The following is a 20,301-nucleotide window of genomic DNA, read 5'->3' on the forward strand; positions in this document are numbered from 1 at the left end:
GCAGTGGGCGGCACCGGCGGCACCTCCGGCACCGCCGGTGCCGCCATGGCCACCACCGCCGCCGTCCCCACCCACTCCGGCGTTGGGGATGCCCCCGGCGCCCTCATGCCCGGCACCGCCACGACCGCCGTTTCCGCCGGCGCCGCCCACGCCGCCGTTGCCGGAATGGCTACCGCCGGCGCCGCCCGCACCCCCGGCACCGCCGTTACCGCCGTCAGCCCCGCCGACGCCGACAGTCAGACCGTTGGAGCCGTCTCCGCCGGCGCCGCCCGCGCCTCCGGCGCCGCCGGCCATGGGGGCGCCGGCGGCAATGGCGGAACCGGTGGCGCCGGTGGTGCCGGCGGCGTCGGTTCGACAGTGGTTTCCGCCGGTGACGGCGGCAGCGGGGGCCACGGCGGCAATGCCGGCGCGGGTGGGCAGGGCGGTATCTCCGCCCACGGCACCGACGGCAACGGCGGCCGGGGCGGCACCGGTGGTGGCGGCGGCGTGGGCGGCAACGGTGCCGTCGGTGCCCGGGGCGCCGTGGTCAACCAGTCCGGTACCACCGGCGGCAGCGGGGGCACCGGGGGTGCCGGCGGCAATGGCGGCGACGGTGGGGCGTCAACCGGAGCGGTGGGCGGCAACGCCGGCGACGGCGGTAAGGGCGGCACCGGCGGTGGCGGTGGCACCGGCGGTGCCGGCTACGGGGGCACCCTCTTCCCCGGCGCGGGGGGTGACGGTGGGACCGGTGGGATCGGTGGCGCCAGCGGCGACGGCGGCAACGGCGGAGCCGGGGTGACCGGCGGCAGCGCAGGCAGCGGGCCGCAGGGCGGCGCCGGTGGTGCCGGCGGCGAGGCCGGCAGTGGCGCGCACGGCGAACCCGACGGCCAGACCGGCGCCCCGGGAGCCGGCGGCGCCCCGGGCCGGGCCGGCCTCCCGGGTTAGCAGGTCAAGGCGACCGCGGCTTCGGCGGTGTAGCACAGGAACGTACATGTCTCCTGCAGGTACAGCTGCACGTTCTCGGCGTCGTGCGACAGGTAACCGATCGACACGTCGGTGCCCAGGCGCAAGTCGAAGTCGCCGCCGCGGGTGGTCAGCACGAATGCGCCGTCGATCGCCGGCGCCCAGATGATGTCGCCGGTGACCAGCCGGCGCAGGTGCTCGCGGATCGGGTAGCCGTGATCGGAGGTTTCGCTGACCTTGGTGTAGGCATCGGCCGACAGCAGCACCGAATACGGGCCGTCCACCCCGGCCAGTCGCAGCGCCGACAGCGCCTGGCTGATCGCGTCCGGGATGTCCCGCGGATCCTCCGGCAGGGGCAGCGGCGCATTCGAACTCGCGTTGCGGATGCCCTCCACCGAAGCGGCGGGGTAGCCCCCGAAGATGATCTGGTCCTCGGCGAATGCCAGCTTCTTGGCCGCGTCCTTCACCGGGTCCCAGTCGGCGTCCTGTGAGCCCCGCTCGACATCGTCGATCTCCGCCCGCGACAGCGTGAACGGAACCCGCAGGCGCACCAGCGGTTTGCTGTCGCGCAGGTGCGCTTCCACCCCATCGGCCGGGGCGCCGATCCCGGTCAGCCGACCGGTGCCCACCGCGGCGGCCGTCGGACCGGCCGGTTCGCTCACGTCGACGACCCGGCGCCCGGCGATGTGCCGCTTGAATGTCCGGGCCGCCTCCTGCTCGATGTCGGCCCAGGCCGCGTCGGTGACCGGGGCCAGATCGCGATACAGGTTGTTCATTGCGAATTTCCTTTCAGGCTGCCGATATTCAGTGAGCCGTCAACGGTGGGCTCGACGGGCTCAGCCGGGGTCGGAGCCGCCGAGCCGGGGAGCGGCGGCGGATCGTCGAGGAAGTCGGCGGTGGGGGTGAAGAACAGTCCGCCGGTGATCGCGGTGGAGAAGTCCAGGATCCGGTCGGTGTTGCCGGGCGGGTCACCGAAGAACATGTTGCGCAGCATCTGCTCGGTGATCTCCGGGCTGCGCGCGTAGGCGATGTAGTAGGTGCCGGACCCGCCGTCGCCCACCGTGCCGAACGGCATGTTGTGCCGCACGATATCCAGCTCGTTGCCGTCCTCGTCGGTGATCACGTTCAGCGCGATGTGCGAGTTGGCCGGCTTCACCGCGTCGTCGAACTCGAGGTCGTCGGCCTTGGTGCGGCCGATCACCCGCTCCTGTTCGGTGACCGGCAGCGCTTCCCAGGCGGCCATGTCGTGCAGGTACTTCTGGACGTGCACGTAGGACCCGCCGGCGAAGTCCGGGTCCTCGTCGCCGACGGCGGTGGCGGCCAGCGCCTCGTCGCCGACCGGGTTCTCGGTGCCGTCGACGAAGCCGAGCAGGTCGCGATTGTCGAAGAACCGGAAGCCGTGCACCTCGTCGACCACGGTGATCGCACCGGCCATCGCCTTGACGATGCGGCCCGCGAGCTCGAAGCAGACGTCCAACGTCTCGCCCTTGACGTGGAACAGCAGATCCCCCGGGGTGGCCGGCGCGGTGTGCCGGGGGCCAACCAGCTCGACGAACGGATGCAGCTGCGCCGGGCGGGGACCGGTGAACAACCGGTCCCAGGCGTCCGAGCCGATCGAGGTCACCAGTGACAGCCGCTTGCTCGGGTCACGAAAGCCGATCGCCCGGGCGAAACCCGCCAGCTCCGGCAACGCCTCGTGGACGGTGGGCTCACCGCCCTCATCGATGGTGGCGACCAGGAAAATAGCCGCACAGGTCAGGGGAGCGGTGACGGGCTGAACGGACGGCACGGTATCGACCCTAACGCCCCCACCGACGTCCAGATGCGAAAGACTTGAGCCCATGGCGGCCACCGCAACCGGATTATGCGAGTTCATCGACGCCTCACCGTCGCCGTTTCACGCCTGCGTGACCGTGGCCGAACGGCTGCGCGCCGCCGGCTACACCGCGGTCGCAGAGACCGACCGCTGGCCGCAGCAGCCCGGGCGGTACTTCACGATCCGGGCCGGGTCGGTGGTGGCCTGGGACAGTTCTGAGCAGGGTGGCACCGATGCCGCGTTCCGGATCATCGGCGCGCACACCGACAGCCCGAACCTGCGGGTCAAGCAGCATCCGGCCCGGGAGGTGGCCGGTTGGCAGCTGGTGGCGTTGGCGCCGTACGGCGGTGCCTGGCTGAACTCCTGGCTGGACCGCGACCTGGGCGTCAGCGGGCGGCTGTCGGTGCGTGACGGGTCTCACCAGCTGGTCCGCGTCGACGAGCCGATCCTGCGGGTGCCGCAGCTGGCGATCCACCTGGCCGAGGATCGCGCAGCAGTCAAGCTGGACCCCCAGCGGCACCTGAACGCGGTCTGGGCCGCCGGCGGCGCGCCCCGGGACTTCCTGGGCTACGTGGCCGAACGCGCCGGCGTGCAGCGGCGCGACGTGCTCGGGTTGGACCTGATGACCCACGACCTGGCGCCGTCGGCGGTGACCGGGGCGGGCCAGGACTTCGTCAGCGCGCCGCGGCTGGACAACCAGGCCAGCTGCTACGCCGGCCTGGAAGCGCTGCTGTCCGCGCGGGGCGGCCGCTACCTGCCGGTGCTGGCGCTGTTCGACCACGAGGAAGTCGGCTCGACGTCGGATCACGGCGCCGGCTCGGAGCTGCTGCTGACCGTGCTGGAGCGGATCACGCTGGCCGCCGGCGGGGATCGGGAGGACTTTCTGCGCCGGCTGGCCGGCTCGACGCTGGCGTCGGCGGACATGGCCCATGCCACCCACCCCAACTACCCGGACCGTCACGAACCGGGCCATCAGATCGCGATCAATGCCGGGCCGGTGCTCAAGGTGCAACCGAACCTGCGCTACGCCACCGACGGCCGCACCGCCGCCACCTTCGCGCTGGCCTGCGACCAGGCCGGAGTGGCGCTGCAGCGCTACGAGCACCGGGCCGACCTGCCGTGCGGGTCGACCATCGGTCCGATGAGCGCCGCGCGCACCGGCATCCCCACCGTCGACGTGGGCGCCCCGCAGTTGGCCATGCATTCGGCGCGCGAGCTGATGGGTGCGCACGACGTCGCCTCCTACGCGGCCGCCCTGACCGCCTTCCTGGCGCCCGACTGAGCCGAAATCGGTGCCATACACTCATGCCTGTGACGTCCCCGACCACGCTCGACACCGTCGAACACGCCGCGGCCACCCCCGATCACCCGCAACCGTTTGCCGAGCTGGGCCTCAAAGACGACGAGTACCAGCGCATCCGCGACATCCTGGGCCGCCGTCCCACCGACGCCGAGCTGGCCATGTACTCGGTGATGTGGAGTGAGCACTGCTCCTACAAGTCGTCCAAGGTGCACCTGCGCTACTTCGGTGAGACCACCACCGACGAGATGCGCAAGGCCATGCTGGCCGGCATCGGGGAGAACGCCGGCGTGGTCGACATCGGCGACGGCTGGGCGGTGACCTTCAAGGTGGAGTCGCACAACCACCCGTCGTATGTGGAGCCCTATCAGGGCGCGGCCACCGGGGTGGGCGGGATCGTGCGCGACATCATGGCGATGGGCGCCCGCCCGATAGCGGTGATGGACCAGCTGCGCTTCGGCGCCGCCGACGCACCCGACACCCGCCGGGTGCTCGACGGGGTGGTGCGCGGCATCGGCGGCTACGGCAACTCCCTGGGGCTGCCCAACATCGGCGGCGAAACGGTCTTCGACGCCTGCTACGCCGGCAACCCACTGGTCAACGCGCTGTGTGTCGGTGTGCTCAAGAAAGAAGACCTGCATCTGGCGTTCGCGTCGGGCACCGGCAACAAGATCATCCTGTTCGGGGCGCGCACCGGCCTGGACGGCATCGGCGGGGTCTCGGTGCTGGCGTCGGACACCTTCGGCGGGGATGAAACCGGTTCCGGCAGAAAGAAACTGCCGTCGGTTCAGGTCGGCGACCCGTTCACCGAGAAGGTGCTCATCGAGTGCTGCCTGGAGCTGTACGCAGCCGGGCTGGTGGTCGGTATCCAGGACCTCGGCGGCGCCGGGTTATCCTGCGCCACTTCCGAATTGGCGTCCGCCGGTGACGGCGGCATGGCGATCGAGCTGGACAAGGTACCGCTGCGCGCGGCGAACATGACCCCGGCCGAGGTGCTCTCCAGTGAGTCGCAGGAGCGCATGTGCGCGGTGGTGGCCCCGGAGAACGTGGAGGCCTTCATGGCGGTGTGCGCCAAGTGGGATGTGCTGGCCACCGTGATCGGTGAGGTCACCGACGGCGACCGGCTGCAGATCACCTGGCACGGCCAGACCGTCGTCGACGTCCCGCCGCGCACGGTGGCCCACGAGGGCCCGATCTATCACCGCCCGGTGGCCCGCCCGACCACCCAGGACGCGCTCAACGCCGACCGCTCGGACACGCTGCCGCGGCCGGTCACCGGTGAGCAGCTGCGCGCGACGCTGCTTGCGCTGCTTTCCAGTCCGCACCTGTGCAGCCGGGCGTTCATCACCGAGCAGTACGACCGCTACGTGCGCGGCAACACCGTGCTGGCCGAGCACGCCGACGGCGGGATGCTGCGCATCGACGAGGAATCCCGGCGCGGAATCGCCATCTCCACCGACGCCTCGGGGCGCTACACCAAGCTGGACCCCTACACCGGTGCCCAGTTGGCGCTGGCTGAGGCGTACCGCAACGTGGCCGTCACCGGTGCCACCCCGATCGCTGTCACCAACTGCTTGAACTTCGGGTCCCCGGAAGATCCCGGGGTGATGTGGCAGTTCGCCGAGGCGGTGCGCGGGCTGGCGGATGGCTGTGCGGCCCTGGGGATTCCGGTCACCGGCGGCAACGTGAGCTTCTACAACCAGACCGGCGCGACGCCGATCCACCCCACCCCGGTGGTCGGGGTGCTCGGTGTCATCGACGACGTGGAACGCCGGCTGCCGTCGGCGTTCGGCGTCGAACCGGGTGAGACGCTGATGTTGCTCGGTGACACCCGCGACGAGTTCGACGGCTCCATCTGGGCGCAGGTCACCGCCGACCACCTGGGCGGGTTGCCCCCGAAAGTCGATCTGGAGCGCGAGAAGCTGCTCGCCGAGGTGCTGTGTGCGGCATCGCGCGACGGATTGGTCTCCGGGGCGCATGATCTGAGTGAGGGCGGCTTCATCCAGGCCGTGGTCGAATCGGCGATCGCCGGCGAAACCGGTTGCCGCATCGTGCTTCCCGAAGATGCAGATCCGTTCGTCTTGTTGTTCTCCGAGTCGGCGGGGCGGGCACTGGTCGCGGTGCCCCGCACCGAGGAGAGCCGGTTTACGGCGATGTGCGAGGCCCGCGGGCTGCCGATCACGCGCGTCGGCGTGGTCGACCATGGCTCCGCGGAGGTGGAGGTTCAGGGCCAGTTCAGTGTGTCGCTGGCGGAACTGCGCAGCACATCCGAGGCGGTGCTGCCGGGGATCTTCGGATAGCCGCACCGGCATGGGGACCACGGTCGCACCGCGGGGCAGACACCCGCTGCTGGTGTGGGCGTGGGGGCTGCTGCGGCTGAAGTTCGTCGGGGTGGCGTTCGGCGCCTTGTTCTTCTGCCTGTCGCTGACTCCGTCGCTGTTGCCGCGCGACTGGCTGTTCCAGGGGCTGATCGGCGGCATCAACGCTGCCTTCGGGTACGGGCTGGGCGTGGTGATCGGGGCGGTGGTCGACCGGCTCGTGCTGCGCGGTGCTCGGTGGTGGCCGCCGTCGCAGCGGGTGTTGTTCGCCCTGAAGGCGGCCGTGGTGGTGGCGGCGCCGACCGCATGCGTGCTGATGGTGATTCCGGCCGCCGGCTGGCAACGGCAGGTGTCGGAGCTGCTGGGCATCGAGGGCCCGGCGACGCTGGGCTACCTGCGCACCCTCGGTCTCGCCATCGGTGTCGCCGCCGCCCTGGTGTCGGCGGTGCGCACCCTGATCGACGCCAGCCGGCTGGTGGCGCGCGCATTGATCCGGCGCTGGCACCTGCACAGCGAGGTCGCCCTGTTCATCGGCACCGCGATCGTCGTCGTCGTCCTGATCACCCTGATCAACGGGGTGCTGATCCGCGGGTTCTTCGCGGGTGCCAGCGCGGTGTTTCAGCCGGAGAACAGCGCCACGCAGCCCTGGGCTATCCAGCCCCAGCAGCCGGAGCGCTCCGGCAGCCCGGCGTCGCTGGCGCCATGGGAGACCCTGGGCAGCCAGGGCCGCAGCTTCGTCTCGGGGGGAGCGCACGCTGCCGAACTGAGCCGGATCAACGGGCGGCCGGCCCGCGAACCCATCCGCGTCTACGCCGGGCTGCACAGCGCCGGCGACGACCAGGCCCGGATGGAGCTGTTGGTCGACGAACTGGAACGCACGCACGCCTTCGACCGCCAGGTGCTGGTCGTGGTGCCGACCACCGGCACCGGTTGGGTCAATCCGGCCGCGGCCGACGCGCTGGAGATGCTCTACAACGGCGATAGCGCGATCGTCGCTGTGCAGTATTCCTATCTGCCGAGCTGGATCTCGTTCCTGGCCGACCAGCGCAAGTCGATGGACTCCGGCCGGCTGCTGGTGCACACCATCGCCGAACGCTGGCAACGTCTGCCCGCCGAGCACCGGCCCAAGCTGGTGCTCTATGGGGAAAGCCTGGGGGCGATGGCCGGTCAGGCCGCGTTCGACTGGCTGCCCGACATCGCCGAGATGGGGTTCGAGGCGGTGTTGTGGGTGGGCCCCCCGCAGGCCAGCCCACTATGGCACGCGCTGCTGGTGCGGCGCGATCCCGGCAGCACCGCAACGTTGCCCCGTTACGACAACGGCCGTACCGTCCGGTTCTCCCAGGGCACGTTGCCCGCTGAGATCGCCCGGATCGCCGCGCCGCCGTGGCTGGGCACCCGGGTGCTGTTCCTGCAGCACGCCTCCGACCCGGTGGTCTGGTGGTCGCCGGACCTGCTGTTCGCCCGGCCGGACTGGCTGACCGAGCCGCCCGGCCCGGACCGTACCGCGTCCATGCGCTGGTATCCGGTGGTGACGTTCTGGCAGGTCAGCGCCGACTTGGCGCACGGCGAGTCGATGCCGACCGGGCACGGGCACAATTACGCGGACACCATCCTGGACGGCTGGGTGGCCGTGCTGCCGCCGGACGGGTGGCAGCCGCAGGACACCGAGCGGATCCGGACCGCGTTGCGTGCGGCCCGGGGAACCGAAGGCCCGGTGTCCTAGGCGGCCCGGCATACCCTGAGGCACATGCCCGCAGCAGTCGACCCGGCGCAGACCCGCCAAGCCGTCCTGGCGCTCGCCGAGTGGCTGCGCGACGAGCGCCTGCCCGCCCCGGACCGCCCCGCGCTGGCCGCCGCGGTCCGCCTGACCGCGCGCACCCTGGCCGCGCTGGCCCCGGGCGCCAGCGTCGAAGTGCGGGTGCCGCCGTTCGTGGCCGTGCAGTGCATCGCCGGGCCGCGACACACCCGCGGCACCCCGCCGAACGTCGTCGAAACCGATCCGCGCAGCTGGCTGCTGTTGGTCGCCGGGCTGCTTTCGCCGGGCGCGGCGACCGCCGCCGGAAAGCTGCGGTTGTCGGGCTCGCGGGCCGGCGAGATCGCCGAGTGGCTGCCGTTGGTGAAACTCGGCGCAGATTGACCGTAGACTGAACGCTGTCATCTACGCGCGCCCCCGGGAGCAGACACAACGTGCTTGACCAGCAGGCGGAAGACCCTGAAAACCCGCCCCGCGAAGAATGCGGTGTCTTCGGTGTCTGGGCTCCCGGTGAAGAAGTAGCGAAGCTCACATATTACGGCCTGTATGCGCTGCAGCACCGCGGCCAGGAGGCCGCCGGGATCGCGGTCGGCGACGGCTCGCAGGTGCTGGTGTTCAAGGATCTCGGCCTGGTCAGCCAGGTATTCGAGGAGCAGACGCTGGCGGCGATGTCGGGCCACGTGGCGATCGGACACTGCCGCTATTCCACCACCGGCGAAACCACCTGGGAGAACGCCCAGCCGGTGTTCCGCAACACCGCGGCCGGCACCGGGGTGGCGCTGGGCCACAACGGCAACCTGGTCAACACCACCGAACTGGCCGGCCGCGCCCGCGAACTGGGCCTGCTCGACACCCGCCGTCCCGGCGTCGCCACCACCGACTCCGACATCCTGGGTGCGCTGCTGGCGCACGGGGCCGCCGATATCACCCTGGAGCAGGCGGCGCTGGAGCTGTTGCCGACGGCGCGCGGCGCCTTCTGCCTGACGTTCATGGACGAGAACACCCTCTACGCCGCCCGTGACCCGTGGGGGGTGCGGCCGTTGTCGCTGGGGCGGCTGGATCGCGGCTGGGTGGTCGCCTCCGAGACCGCCGCGCTCGACATCGTCGGCGCCTCGTTCGTCCGGGACATCGAGCCCGGTGAGCTGCTGGCGATCGACGCCGACGGGGTGCGCTCCACCCGGTTCGCCAACCCCACCCCCAAGGGCTGTGTGTTCGAGTACGTCTATCTGGCCCGGCCCGACAGCACCATCGGTGGCCGTTCGGTGCACGCCACCCGGGTGGAGATCGGCCGGCGGCTGGCCCGCCAGCATCCGGTCGACGCCGACCTGGTCATCGGGGTGCCGGAGTCCGGCACCCCGGCCGCGGTCGGATACGCCCAGGAGTCCGGCATCGCCTACGGGCAGGGCCTGACCAAAAACGCCTATGTCGGACGGACGTTCATCCAGCCGTCGCAGACCATCCGCCAGCTCGGTATCCGACTCAAACTCAACCCGCTGCGGGAGATCATTCGCGGGAAGCGGCTCATCGTCGTCGACGACTCGATCGTGCGGGGCAACACCCAGCGGGCGCTGGTGCGGATGCTCCGGGAGGCCGGCGCGATCGAGGTGCACGTGCGGATCGCCTCCCCGCCGGTGAAGTGGCCGTGCTTCTACGGCATCGACTTCGCCTCGCCCGCCGAGCTGATCGCCAACGTCGTCGAGGACGAGGCCGAGATGCTCGAGGCGGTGCGCCGCGCCATCGGCGCGGACAGCCTGGGTTACGTCGGGCTGGAAGACATGATCGCGGCCACCGAGCAGCCCCGCTCGCGGCTGTGCAGTGCCTGCTTCGACGGCAACTATCCGATCGAGCTGCCCGGCGACAGTGCCCTGGGCAAGAACGTGGTCGAGCAGATGCTGGCCACCACCGCATTGCAGGCCGAGAGCGGCAATGATCCGGCGCTGAGCCAGCCCTAAAGGCCGAACTTCCTTTCCCGGAGCCCCACGAGGCGATACCGCCGCCAGTATCAACTACTTGACATTGAACGGGGTAGTCGATAGCGTCGGCGCCATCGAGGCTCGTGAGCTGAGTCGGCTAGGACAGGAGTGGTTGTGGCGCGTTTTCCGAAGCCGCCCGAGGGCAGTTGGACCCAGCACTATCCCGAACTCGGTACCGGACCCGTGTCGTACCGGGATTCCGTCACGCCGGAGGTCTACGAGAAGGAGCGGGCGGCGATCTTCCGGCGGGCCTGGCTGAATGTCGGTCGGGTAGAACAGCTTCCGCGAAAGGGCAGCTACTACACCAAGGAACTCAAGGTCGTCAACACCTCAATCATCGTGGTGCGCACGGCATCTGACGAGGTCAAGGCCTACCACAACGTCTGCCGTCACCGCGGCAACAAGCTGGTCTGGGACACCATGCCGCTGGAGGAGACCAGCGGGAACTGCCGCCAGTTCACCTGCAAATACCACGGCTGGCGCTACGACCTCGACGGCAACCTGACCTACGTGCAGCAGGAAGAGGAGTTCTTCGACCTGGACAAGAGCCGCTACGGGCTGGTCGGCGTGCACTGCGAAGTCTGGGAAGGCTTCATCTTCGTCATCTTCGCGCGAGAGCCCGAACAACCGCTGCGCGAATTCCTCGGGCCGATGGTCACGGCATTGGATGGCTACCCGTTCGGGAAGATGACGTCACGGTGGCAGTACCGATCGGCCGTCAACTCCAACTGGAAGCTGTTCCTGGACGCGTTCCAGGAGTTCTATCACGCGCCGGTACTGCACGGGAACCAGACGCCGGTGGCCTTCCGGGTGGCCGCCGAAGAAGCCGGCTTTGAAGCACCCCACTACCGTCTGGAAGGGCCGCATCGGCTGGTGAGTACCTCGGGGGTGCGGGCCTGGGAGATGTCCGCGGAGATGCGCAAGCCTATCGAGGAGATCTGCCAGAGCGGGTTGTTCGGCCCATGGGACGCGCCGGACATCGGGCCGATGCCGGAGGGCCTGAACCCGGCGAAATGCGATCCCTGGGGCTTGGATTCGTTCCAGATCTTCCCCAACTTCACCATTCTGTTCTGGGGCCAGGGCTGGTACCTGACCTACCACTATTGGCCGACGTCGCACGACTCGCACATTTTCGAAGGCACGCTGTACTTTCCGCAGCCCCGTACGCCGCGCGAGCGGGTCGCCCAGGAACTCGCGGCGGTGTCGTTCAAGGAGTACGGGTTGCAGGATGCCAGTACCTTGGAGGCGACCCACACGATGCTCGGCACCGGCGCGGTGGACCGCTTCCTGCTCAACGATCAGGAGGTGCTGATCCGGCATTTCCACTGCGAAACCGCCAAGTGGATCGCCGAATACGAACAGGCGAACGTGAAGGTGTGAGTGTTGATGACCACTATGCTGCCGAGAGAATTCGGCGACCTCGAGCCGTTCAGCGACTGGTGTCTCGGTACTGAACCAGAGCGCTACGCCAAGCGCATGAACAGTTCCATGGCCGACATGCAGGCCTTCTACGACGCCATCACGGCCCGCGCCGAAGATGCACTCGCCTACTGCGACAAGTTCAGCCTCGACGACATGCCCGAGGATGTGCTGAACCTGATGCACCTGTTGTACTCCATGATCACGGTGGCGTTTCCGGCCGAATCCTGGAAGCAGCCGCGAGTCCCCGACTCGGGTGCCGCTGTCATCGAGTGCGTCTCCGAGCCGTTCCCGTGAGCATGACCGAAACCACCGTGCTGCGAGCCGCCCGGTGGCTCGACATCGACGCCGGGATGGTGCGCTCACCGGCCGTCGTCGTGATTGAGGACGGCCGGATCACCGCAATCAATTCCGAAGCACCCGTAGACGTTTCCGCCGACGACATCGACCTCGGCGACGTCACGTTGCTGCCCGGCCTGATGGACATGGAGCTCAACCTGCTCATCGGCGGCCCGGGCAGCCCCGAAGGGCTTCCGACGCCGCTGCACGGGGTGCAGGATGACCCGGCCTACCGCACGCTGCGGGCCGCGGTCAATGCGCGGACCACGCTGGAAGCCGGGTTCACCACCGTGCGCAACCTGGGCCTGATGGTCAAGACCGGTGGGTACCTGCTCGATGTCGCCCTGCAGCGCGCCATCGACCAGGGTTGGCACGTCGGTCCGCGTATCTATCCCGCCGGTCATGCCGTCACCCCGTACGGCGGGCACCTGGATCCGACGGTCTTCCAACGGCTCGCGCCGGGTGTCATGCCGCTGTCGGTCGCCGAGGGCATCGCCAACGGCGTTCCCGACGTGAGCGCCTGCGTGCGCTACCAGATCCGCCACGGCGCCAAGCTGATCAAGGTGTCGGCCTCGGGCGGGGTGATGTCGCACAGCACGTCTCCGGGAGCCCAGCAGTACTCCGATGCCGAGCTGGCGGCGATCGCCGACGAGGCGCACCGTGCGGGGGTGCGGGTGGCCGCCCATGCCATCGGCGACAACGCGATCCGGGCGTGTATCCGGGCCGGCATCGACTGCATCGAGCACGGCTTCCTGGCCACCGACGCCACTTTGGAGATGATGGTCGAGCACGGTACGTTCCTGGTCTCCACCACCTACTTGACCGACGCGATGGCCGTCGATCGGATTGCGCCCGAACTGCGCAAGAAGGCCGCCGAGGTGTTCCCGCAAGCCAAGGCCATGTTGCCCCGGGCGATCGAGGCGGGCGTACGCATCGCGTGCGGCACCGACGCGCCGGCCATCCCGCACGGCCAGAACGCCAAGGAACTGTCCGCGCTGGTGCAGCGCGGCATGACACCGCTGCAGGCACTGCGCGCGGCGACCGTCACCAGCGCCGAGCTGATCGACGCCGCGGACGAACTGGGGCGGCTGGCGCCCGGCTACCGCGCCGATATCATCGCGGTACCGGGAGATCCGACCCGGGACATCGGCACCACCGGTGACGTGCGTTTCGTCATGAAGGACGGCCGAATCTACAAGCGCAGCTGATCGGAGGGGCATGGATCCCACCCGCAATACCCTGTGGCTGCTCAAGCAGGCCTTCTACTATTCGCTGACGACGGTGAACGAGGCGATCAGCGATCACGGGGTGAGCACCGCGCAGATCGGGTTGTTACGTCAGCTGTCCGGTGAACCCGGGCTGTCCGGCGCCGAGTTGGCCCGCCGGCTGCTGATCACCCCCCAAGGGGTGCAACTGGCGTTGAGTGCGCTCGAGGGCCGCGGTCTGGTGGAGCGCAAACAGGATCCGCGGCACGGCCGGATTCTGCGGGCGTATCTCACCGACGAGGGGCGCTCGGTGGCCTCGGAGGTTGTCGCCGACGCGATCGCCGCGCACGACAAGGTCTTCGGTGTGCTGACACCAAAGGAGCAGGAGACACTGCGCGCGCTGCTGACCCGCGTGGTCGAGCAGGGGACCGGTCATACCCTGTTCGGTGACCACGTAGACCCCTGACCGCCGCTCTCACCGGGCCGGCTTCGGCGCGGCGAGTTCGGCGAGCGCAGCCGAGAACAACTGGTCCATCTGCGGGCTCAACTCGGCCAGCGTCATGGCGCTGGCGTGGCTGGCAGCGCCGAACACCTGCCGACTGGCCTCGGCGGCGCCGATGGTGAGGCAGAGGCAGGCCACGCCGTCTGCGCGGAGTTCCTCGATGGCCTTGCCGACATCGGCTTGCGCGTAACGGCCTTCGTAGCCGACGTCGTAGGGGAAACCGTCCGACAGGACGAGCAGCAGACGGTTCGGGGTACCCGCCTCGGCCTTGAGAATCTGTCCTGCGCCGCGGATTCCCGCGCCGAGCCGGGTGTAGCCCGACGGTTGAAGGCCGTTGAGTCGGGCTCGCCCGAGGGCGCCGAAAGGTTGCCCGAATGTCTTGATCGCCGGCAGCTGAACCAAGTGCCGGCCCTGTGACCGAAATGCGTAGACGGCTACTCGATCGCCGAGCTCTTCAAGCGTGACGGCCAGGGTGGCCGCCGCCCGTCGCTGATGGTCGTGTACCGCCAGGCCACCCGGATCGGTATCGGTCGCCGACCCGGAGGCATCCAGCAGGATGAGCACGCCGAGATTGCGGGCCAGCTTGCGGCGTTCGGTGTAGATGTGTTCGGGCGGCGAATAGCCGGAGCGCAGGTCGATGACCAACTCGATGAGCGCCTCGAGGTCGAGCTCGTCGCCGTCGGCGCGGCGACGTAACGCCTTGGGGCCCAACCCGACACGCGCCAGACGTCGCCGGAGCACCTCATCGTGGAGCACACCGGCTTCCGCGGCATCGGCAGCAACAGTGAACGGGAAATCAACCACCCGGCACCAGTTGGGCCGGTAGGTGTTGTTGAAGACATCCCACTCGGGATACCAGGCGCCGCCGACGCCTACCGTTGCGGCGGGCCTTCCGTCGTCGCTGAATCGGATCCGCGTGGGTAGCGGCCGGGCGGTCGCACCCACCGTGTGCGACCGCCGCAGGGTGCGCACCGGCATCTCTCCGCCGGAGTTGCTGTCCCCGGCCGAACGCGAGGCGCCGAGCAGCTTTCGCAGAAAGCCCGAGAGCGCTGGCGAATTGAAGACCGGATTGTCGAAGAGTTTGAGAATTCTGCTGTCGCCCGACCCGTCGCCGTCGGCGTCCTCGGGCGCCTCGGCGAAGTCGAGTTCCGCGCGCAGGTCCGCATCGGTGGCCTTCGCGCCAGACGGTGACGCCAACAGCTGCGAGGGTTTGATGACACCGAACCACTCCGGCGGATCGTCGACCTTCACCCGGCTCCTGGCCGCCTGAAGTGATTCTTCGGAACACGCCGTACGCGGGCGCGGCCCGGAGCGCAGTGTCGCTGCCAGCGGAAGCCGGTCGGCGAGTTCGGCCAGCACCCGGTCGCCTTCGAGTGCCAGGTAGCGCCGGGCCACCGTCGGGCGCGCCCGTAATGCCTTCACCAGCCGCGGATTCAGGCTCCCGGCACCGAGCAGAGCGGCTTGGACGAGCATCTCGCGGCGCTGCGTCGCCAAGCCGGCTCCCGCCGACACGAAGACGGCGCGGCCGTTCGTATAGGCGGCTTCACCCGCGGGCGCCTGCGAGACGTCGAGGGCCCGGCTCGCGACGTAGCTGGCGATGAACCTGAGCCGGTCCGGGGTTTCGGTCACAGCGGGGGGAGAACGGCGTCGACGAGTTCCCGCAGCGCGCGGATGACGTCGGCGTCGTCGGAGAGAATTTCGACGATGGCGGACTGGGCGGCACTGCGCAGGCCGAGCCCTTCGGCGACGAGACCGCCGGCCAGGATCAGCATCCGGGTGGAGGATCCTTCCCGCAGCGGTGAGCCGTCCAGGTTCCGGATGGCGTTGCCGAGCGCGACCAGCGCACGTGCAGTCTGCGGGTCGATCCCGGCTTCGCGTGCAACGATCTCGGTCTCGATCTCGGCGGGCGGAAAGCCGAGCTCGATGGCGACGAACCGCTGGCGGGTCGACTCCTTGAGGTTCTTCAGCACGCTTTGGTATCCGGGGTTGTAGGAGATCACCAGCTGAAACCCCGGTGCCGCAGGCACCGTCGTACCGAGTCGATCGACCGGAAGCTCACGGCGGTGATCAGCCAGGGGATGGATCACCACGGTGGTGTCCTGGCGCGCCTCCACCACCTCGTCCAGATAGAAGATGGCTCCTTCGCGTACGGCGCGGGTCAACGGCCCGTCCACCCAGACCGTCTCTGAACCTTTGAGCAGGAACCGGCCTACCAGATCCGCCGACGTCATGTCCTCGTGACCGGCGACGGTGATCAGGTCGCGGCCCAGCTGATGGGCCATGGCCTCCACGAACCGGGTCTTCCCGCATCCGGTGGGCCCCTTCAACAACACCGGCAATCCGCGACGTGCCGCGGCCCGGAAGACCTCCACCTCGTCGCCGACCGCGCGGTAAAACGGCGCCGCGGTGGGACTTTCGACCGCCGAAGGATGACTGTTGGGCCGCACCTTCTCAGTTCCCGGGCTCGAACGGCACGATCGGGGGCACCGAAACGCCCTCGGGCATCACCAGTTGGCCGTCGACATTGACGTAGCCGGAGCGATTGGTCGGCATCGGCAGAACGGGATGCGGGCACGGCTTGTCGGTGCCGTCACCGCAGATGCCGCCGGTGAAGTAGGAGCGCTTCTGGTGGTCTTGTGGCCACGGATCGGCGTGCAGGGCGATCCATTGCGCGGGCCCCATGTAGAAGGCGAAGAAGCACGCGCTGACCCCGGCGAAGATCGCCAGGAACCGGGTGAACTGCTGCCGCGCGAACCCGCCTCGGACCTGATCGAGTCCGCGCTCGACGACGGTGCGGCCGCGGTCGTCGGTGAAGTAGCGCAGCGAACACAGCGCCGCCTGCACGGCTCCCCACATCAGTCCCTCGTAGACGGGCCATTGGTAGTAGGTGTCGGCATTGATCGACACCGAGCGGATCGCCCCGGGGTAGGTGTACAAGCCGGTCGGCAGCAGGACCAGACCCTCCATGACGAAGTCGAAGACGAACGAGATCGCATAGGTGACGGCGATCAGGCGAAGATTGCTGATGCCCGGCCAGCGCGCCTTGATCTTGCGCATCACCGCGCATCCGACGATGGTGATCAGCAGCACCCCGTAGGCGTAGCCCGGCACGTTCGTCAACAGCGGCTCGGCGACCTGGCGGCCGGGTTCCTCGGGTGACACCCATCCCGGAATGTGCGACGTCCACGAACCCCGGTTGAACAGCCAGGTGTTGTAGGTGCACCAGGTATTGAAGTAATTGAGCAGCGGGTCCTGGAAGAACATCAGGCCCATCGATGCAAACAGCATGCCGTCCAGCGTGATTCGCCGCTCGCGGCGCCAGGGCCGGATGAAAAACCACCAGATGGCGAACGGCAGGCCGACCCACAACACGACGGCGTTGGCGATCAGGGGCACCTTCATGTACATCGGCGGATCGTTCGGCCCTACCGGGACTCGTTCGAAGAACGGGCCGGTGATCCACCGCGCCCACACATACAGCTGCAGCGCCAGCAGCGCCCCGCCCACGGCCGCCCAGATCCGGATCGCCCCGCCGCCGGAGCGGACCGGCGATTTCGGCTCGGCGACAACGTTCTTCTGACTCGACACGCCGCTACTCATAATGCGGTCCCCTTCCCGATGGCGCAGTGGAGCAAAATATACTCATCGGTATCTCAGCTGCCAAGGGGTATCGAAGATTCTGTGGGATAATCTCGACCATGGTGGAGCGGTGGACCCGGGAGCGAAGGCTGGCCCACACCCGTTCGCTGCTGCTGGATGCCGCCGAGGAAGTATTCGCCGAAAAGGGCTTTAATACAGCGACTCTCGATGACATCGCCCAGGCCGCCGGGTACACCAAGGGCGCCATCTACAAGCACTTCGCCGGCAAGGAGGAACTCTTCCTGGCTGTCAGCGACCGGTACTGGCGCCGCTATTTCGACAATTTCGCCGAGGTGATGACGAACGCGAGCCAGGTCGGGGAGCGCGAGCTCGACGACATCGCCGAGCGTTGGCGCCAGCTGAGCCAGGACCGCGGCGCAGAGCACGCCGCGCTCGGGCATGAGTTCGCGCTGTACCTGCTGCGCAATCCCGAAGCCCGCGAGCGGGTCGCCGGCAAGCGGGCCGAGGTCGTCGAGCAGCTGGCGAAGTTCATCGTCGACGGCGTCGAACGGCTCGGCGGGACCCTGCTGATCCCGGCGCGCACGCTGGCCCAGGTTCTCGTCGCCACCAGCGATTCCGCCGTGCTGGCCAGTCAACTCGACGACATCGACCTCTACCGGCCGGTGGTCGCGATGTACGTCTCGATGATCAAGCTGCCCTGACCGGTGGTCACCGGCGTCGATAACCAGTACTTGAGATTAATGACAAGTACTTGATAATATCCCGGGGATGGATGCAACCACAGTGGTGTCGCCGCGGGTCGCCGTCGTCACCGGCGGGGCCTCGGGCATGGGCGAGGCCTCCTGCCACGAGCTGGGCCGGCGCGGTTATCGGGTCGCCGTCCTGGATATCAATGACCAAGCCGCACAGCGGGTCTCCGATGACCTGCGCAGCAACGGCGCGACCGCGCTCGGTATCGGCGTCGACGTCACCGATCGCGCCATCGTCGACGACGCCTTCGCCAAAGTGCGCAGTGAGCTCGGTCCGGTCGCCGCCCTGGTCACCAGCGCCGGCGTCTTCGGCTACTCCGCCTTCGCCGACATCACCCCGCAGGAGTGGGCCCGAATCCTCGACGTCAACCTCACCGGTACCTTCCACTGCTGCCAGGCCGCGTTGCCGGACATGGTCGACGCCGGCTGGGGCCGCATCGTGATGATCTCGTCGTCGTCTGCCCAGCGGGGAACGCCGTTCGCCGCCCATTACGCCGCATCCAAAGGCGCGGTGATCACCTTGACCAAGTCGCTGGCCCGCGAGTACGCCGTGCACGGCATCACGGTCAACAACATTCCGCCCTCGGGTATCGAGACGCCCATGCAGTACCAATCGCAGGCAGCCGGTTACCTGCCGCCCAGCGAACAGATCGCCGCCAACATCCCGCTGGGCCGGTTGGGCACCGCCGACGACATCGCCGCCGCGGTCGGATTCCTGTGCTCACAGGAGGCAGGCTTCATCACCGGGCAGGTGCTGGGCGTCAACGGCGGATCAGTGATGTGACACAGCGAATTTCGCCGGCGCCAGGCAAACAGGGAGGTTCAGATGCAACGATCCGGTAGGCCCGCGGAGGGTTCGTGGACCGAGCACTACGATCTCGGCACCGGGCCGGTCTCGTTCGCCGATTCCACGTCGCGCGAGTTCTACGAGATCGAGCGTGAGGCGGTGTTCAAGCGCGCCTGGCTCAACGTCGGCCGCGTCGAGGAGGCTCCCGACCACGGCAGCTATGCCACCAAGGAAATCGAAGCGGCCCGGGCGTCGGTCATCCTGGTCCACGCGGACTGCGGGATGCGCGCCTTCCACAATGTCTGCCCGCGGTGTGCGACGAAGCTGGTCTGGGACGACTTCCCGGATCGCGAGACCGCCGGGCAATGTCAGGAGTTCACCTGCAAACGCTGCCGCCGCAGCCACGGATTCGACGGCACCGACCCGGACCTGATCGCCGTGCACTGCGACATCTGGAACGGCTTCATCTTCATCAACTTCGCACGCGAACCACGGCAGGGCCTGCGCGAATTTCTCGGGCCGATGATCACCGGTCTCGACGACTACCCGTTCGCCAAACTGACCGAACGCTACGACTGGGTGGCGCACAACAACAGCAACTGGAAGATCTTCGCCGACGCCTTCCAGGAGTACTACCACGTGCCGGCGCTGCACTCCCAGCAGGTTCCCGCTGCGGTGCGGGTACCCGGCGCCGGCTTCACCTGCGGTCACTTCCAGCTCGACGGGCCGCACCGGTTGGTGTCCACCGCCGGCCGGCGCCGCTGGCTGCTGCCCCCGGAGTACATGTACCCGATCGAGCGGGCCACCCGCAGCGGGCTGGTCGGCCCCTGGCAGACCCCCGACATCGGCGAGCTGCCGGCCGGGGTGAATCCGGGCGGTATCGAGCCGTGGGGGATCAGCAACTTCCAGATTTTTCCCAATACCGAGATCCTCATCTACGGCGGCTGGTACCTGCTGTACCGGTACTGGCCGACCTCGCACAACACCCACCGGTTCGAGGCCCATACCTACTTCCATCCGGCCCGCACCGTGCGCGAACGCATCGAGCACGAGGTCGCGGCGGTGGTGCTCAAAGAGTTCGCGCTGCAGGACGCCGGCATGCTCGGCGGCACCCAGGCCGCGTTGGAGTACGGCATCGTCGACGATTTTCCCCTCAACGATCAGGAGATCCTGGTTCGCCACCTGCACAAGGTGGTCGTCGACTGGGTGGACGACTACCGGAAAGACCCCGCCGGCGCAGGAGCGATCCGATGACCGTCAAGAGGCTGCCCAGCGCCTTCGCCGAACTGGAGAAGTTCACCGAAACCTGGTGTCTGCCAACCGAAACCGAACGTTTCAACCAGAGGCTGGCCAGCACCATCCCAGAGCTGCGGGTCTTCTACGACGCGTTCTTCCCGCGGTTGGAGGAAGCGATCGACTACTGCGACAAGTTCACGCTGGACGAGCTCCCCGAGGACGCCCTCAACCTGCTGCAGCTGATCTATTCGCTGGTCATGGTGGCGATGGCGGTGGAAGTCATGGGCCAGCCCGCTCCCGTCGACGCTGCCGACGCCGTCATGATCCGCACCGGCTGGCCGGTTCCGTGACCACCGGAAATC

18 protein-coding genes and 1 pseudogene are annotated in these 20,301 nt (G+C 68.6%); 14 read left to right on the forward strand and 5 right to left on the reverse strand.

What is annotated here, in order from left to right; genetic code table 11:
- Positions 1-924 (forward strand): annotated as a pseudogene (locus A5694_RS24025) (PE family protein); the annotation flags it as partial.
- On the opposite strand, the gene A5694_RS08625 reads toward A5694_RS24025, so the two are convergent.
- The gene (locus tag A5694_RS08625) at positions 921-1,718 is read right to left on the reverse strand and encodes a family 1 encapsulin nanocompartment shell protein (protein WP_064921424.1); all 798 of its coding nucleotides are present in this window, start codon (positions 1,716-1,718) and stop codon (positions 921-923) included. The pseudogene A5694_RS24025 and the gene A5694_RS08625 sit on opposite strands and share 4 nt — an antisense overlap.
- Positions 1,715-2,731 carry a Dyp-type peroxidase gene (locus A5694_RS08630; protein ID WP_064921425.1) on the reverse strand — a complete coding sequence of 339 codons (1,017 nt, stop codon included), beginning with the start codon at positions 2,729-2,731 and terminating at the stop codon, positions 1,715-1,717. The genes A5694_RS08625 and A5694_RS08630 overlap by 4 nt, the downstream gene beginning before the upstream one ends.
- A gap of 52 nt (positions 2,732-2,783) precedes the next feature.
- Between A5694_RS08630 and A5694_RS08635 the strand changes: the two genes are divergently transcribed.
- From A5694_RS08635 to A5694_RS08675, 9 genes are all read left to right on the forward strand, one after another.
- Complete coding sequence (locus A5694_RS08635) at positions 2,784-4,040, forward strand: M18 family aminopeptidase (RefSeq protein WP_064921426.1); 1,257 nt, start codon at positions 2,784-2,786, stop codon at positions 4,038-4,040.
- Positions 4,041-4,063: 23 nt separating this feature from the next.
- Positions 4,064-6,358 carry a phosphoribosylformylglycinamidine synthase subunit PurL gene (purL, locus tag A5694_RS08640; RefSeq protein WP_064921427.1) on the forward strand — a complete coding sequence of 765 codons (2,295 nt, stop codon included), beginning with the start codon at positions 4,064-4,066 and terminating at the stop codon, positions 6,356-6,358.
- 10 nt (positions 6,359-6,368) lie between these two features.
- On the forward strand, positions 6,369-8,099 hold the full coding sequence (locus A5694_RS08645; protein ID WP_064921428.1) for an alpha/beta hydrolase: 1,731 nt from the start codon (positions 6,369-6,371) through the stop codon (positions 8,097-8,099).
- 24 nt (positions 8,100-8,123) lie between these two features.
- Complete coding sequence (locus A5694_RS08650; protein WP_064921429.1) at positions 8,124-8,513, forward strand: sterol carrier family protein; 390 nt, start codon at positions 8,124-8,126, stop codon at positions 8,511-8,513.
- Positions 8,514-8,563: 50 nt separating this feature from the next.
- Entirely contained in the window at positions 8,564-10,081 is a 1,518-nt protein-coding gene (gene purF, locus A5694_RS08655; RefSeq protein WP_064921430.1) for an amidophosphoribosyltransferase, read from the forward strand.
- A gap of 135 nt (positions 10,082-10,216) precedes the next feature.
- On the forward strand, positions 10,217-11,482 hold the full coding sequence (locus A5694_RS08660) for an aromatic ring-hydroxylating oxygenase subunit alpha (RefSeq protein ID WP_064921431.1): 1,266 nt from the start codon (positions 10,217-10,219) through the stop codon (positions 11,480-11,482).
- 6 nt (positions 11,483-11,488) lie between these two features.
- Positions 11,489-11,818: a hypothetical protein gene (locus A5694_RS08665; RefSeq protein ID WP_064921468.1), complete on the forward strand. Its 330-nt coding sequence runs from the start codon at positions 11,489-11,491 to the stop codon at positions 11,816-11,818.
- Positions 11,819-11,820: 2 nt separating this feature from the next.
- Positions 11,821-13,068, forward strand: coding sequence for a metal-dependent hydrolase family protein (locus A5694_RS08670; protein ID WP_064921432.1), 1,248 nt, complete (start codon positions 11,821-11,823; stop codon positions 13,066-13,068).
- 10 nt (positions 13,069-13,078) lie between these two features.
- Complete coding sequence (locus A5694_RS08675) at positions 13,079-13,531, forward strand: MarR family winged helix-turn-helix transcriptional regulator (protein WP_064921433.1); 453 nt, start codon at positions 13,079-13,081, stop codon at positions 13,529-13,531.
- Positions 13,532-13,540: 9 nt separating this feature from the next.
- On the opposite strand, the gene A5694_RS08680 is transcribed toward A5694_RS08675, so the two are convergent.
- The 3 genes from A5694_RS08680 to A5694_RS08690 are packed head-to-tail and all read right to left on the reverse strand — an operon-like array spanning position 13,541 to position 17,167.
- Complete coding sequence (locus A5694_RS08680) at positions 13,541-15,196, reverse strand: nitric oxide reductase activation protein NorD (protein ID WP_064921434.1); 1,656 nt, start codon at positions 15,194-15,196, stop codon at positions 13,541-13,543.
- Positions 15,193-16,014, reverse strand: a complete 822-nt coding sequence (locus A5694_RS08685) for a CbbQ/NirQ/NorQ/GpvN family protein (protein WP_064921435.1) — start codon at positions 16,012-16,014, stop codon at positions 15,193-15,195. Before A5694_RS08685 ends, A5694_RS08680 begins: the two co-directional genes overlap by 4 nt.
- A 4-nt stretch (positions 16,015-16,018) precedes the next feature.
- On the reverse strand, positions 16,019-17,167 hold the full coding sequence (locus tag A5694_RS08690; RefSeq protein WP_082952584.1) for a spirocyclase AveC family protein: 1,149 nt from the start codon (positions 17,165-17,167) through the stop codon (positions 16,019-16,021).
- Between the two features lie 98 nt (positions 17,168-17,265).
- On the opposite strand from A5694_RS08690, the gene A5694_RS08695 reads away from it, so the two are divergent.
- The 4 genes from A5694_RS08695 to A5694_RS08710 all read left to right on the forward strand — a co-directional run bounded on the left by A5694_RS08695 (position 17,266) and on the right by A5694_RS08710 (position 20,289).
- Positions 17,266-17,868, forward strand: a complete 603-nt coding sequence (locus A5694_RS08695) for a TetR/AcrR family transcriptional regulator (RefSeq protein ID WP_064921437.1) — start codon at positions 17,266-17,268, stop codon at positions 17,866-17,868.
- 67 nt (positions 17,869-17,935) lie between these two features.
- Positions 17,936-18,700, forward strand: coding sequence for an SDR family NAD(P)-dependent oxidoreductase (locus A5694_RS08700; protein ID WP_064921438.1), 765 nt, complete (start codon positions 17,936-17,938; stop codon positions 18,698-18,700).
- 42 nt (positions 18,701-18,742) lie between these two features.
- Positions 18,743-19,957 carry an SRPBCC family protein gene (locus A5694_RS08705; RefSeq protein ID WP_064921439.1) on the forward strand — a complete coding sequence of 405 codons (1,215 nt, stop codon included), beginning with the start codon at positions 18,743-18,745 and terminating at the stop codon, positions 19,955-19,957.
- On the forward strand, positions 19,954-20,289 hold the full coding sequence (locus A5694_RS08710) for a hypothetical protein (RefSeq protein WP_064921440.1): 336 nt from the start codon (positions 19,954-19,956) through the stop codon (positions 20,287-20,289). The genes A5694_RS08705 and A5694_RS08710 overlap by 4 nt, the downstream gene beginning before the upstream one ends.
- The last annotated feature ends 12 nt before the right edge of the window (positions 20,290-20,301 follow it).

Source organism: Mycolicibacter sinensis, from assembly GCF_001667945.1.
In the GTDB taxonomy this organism is placed as follows: domain Bacteria; phylum Actinomycetota; class Actinomycetes; order Mycobacteriales; family Mycobacteriaceae; genus Mycobacterium; species Mycobacterium sinense_B.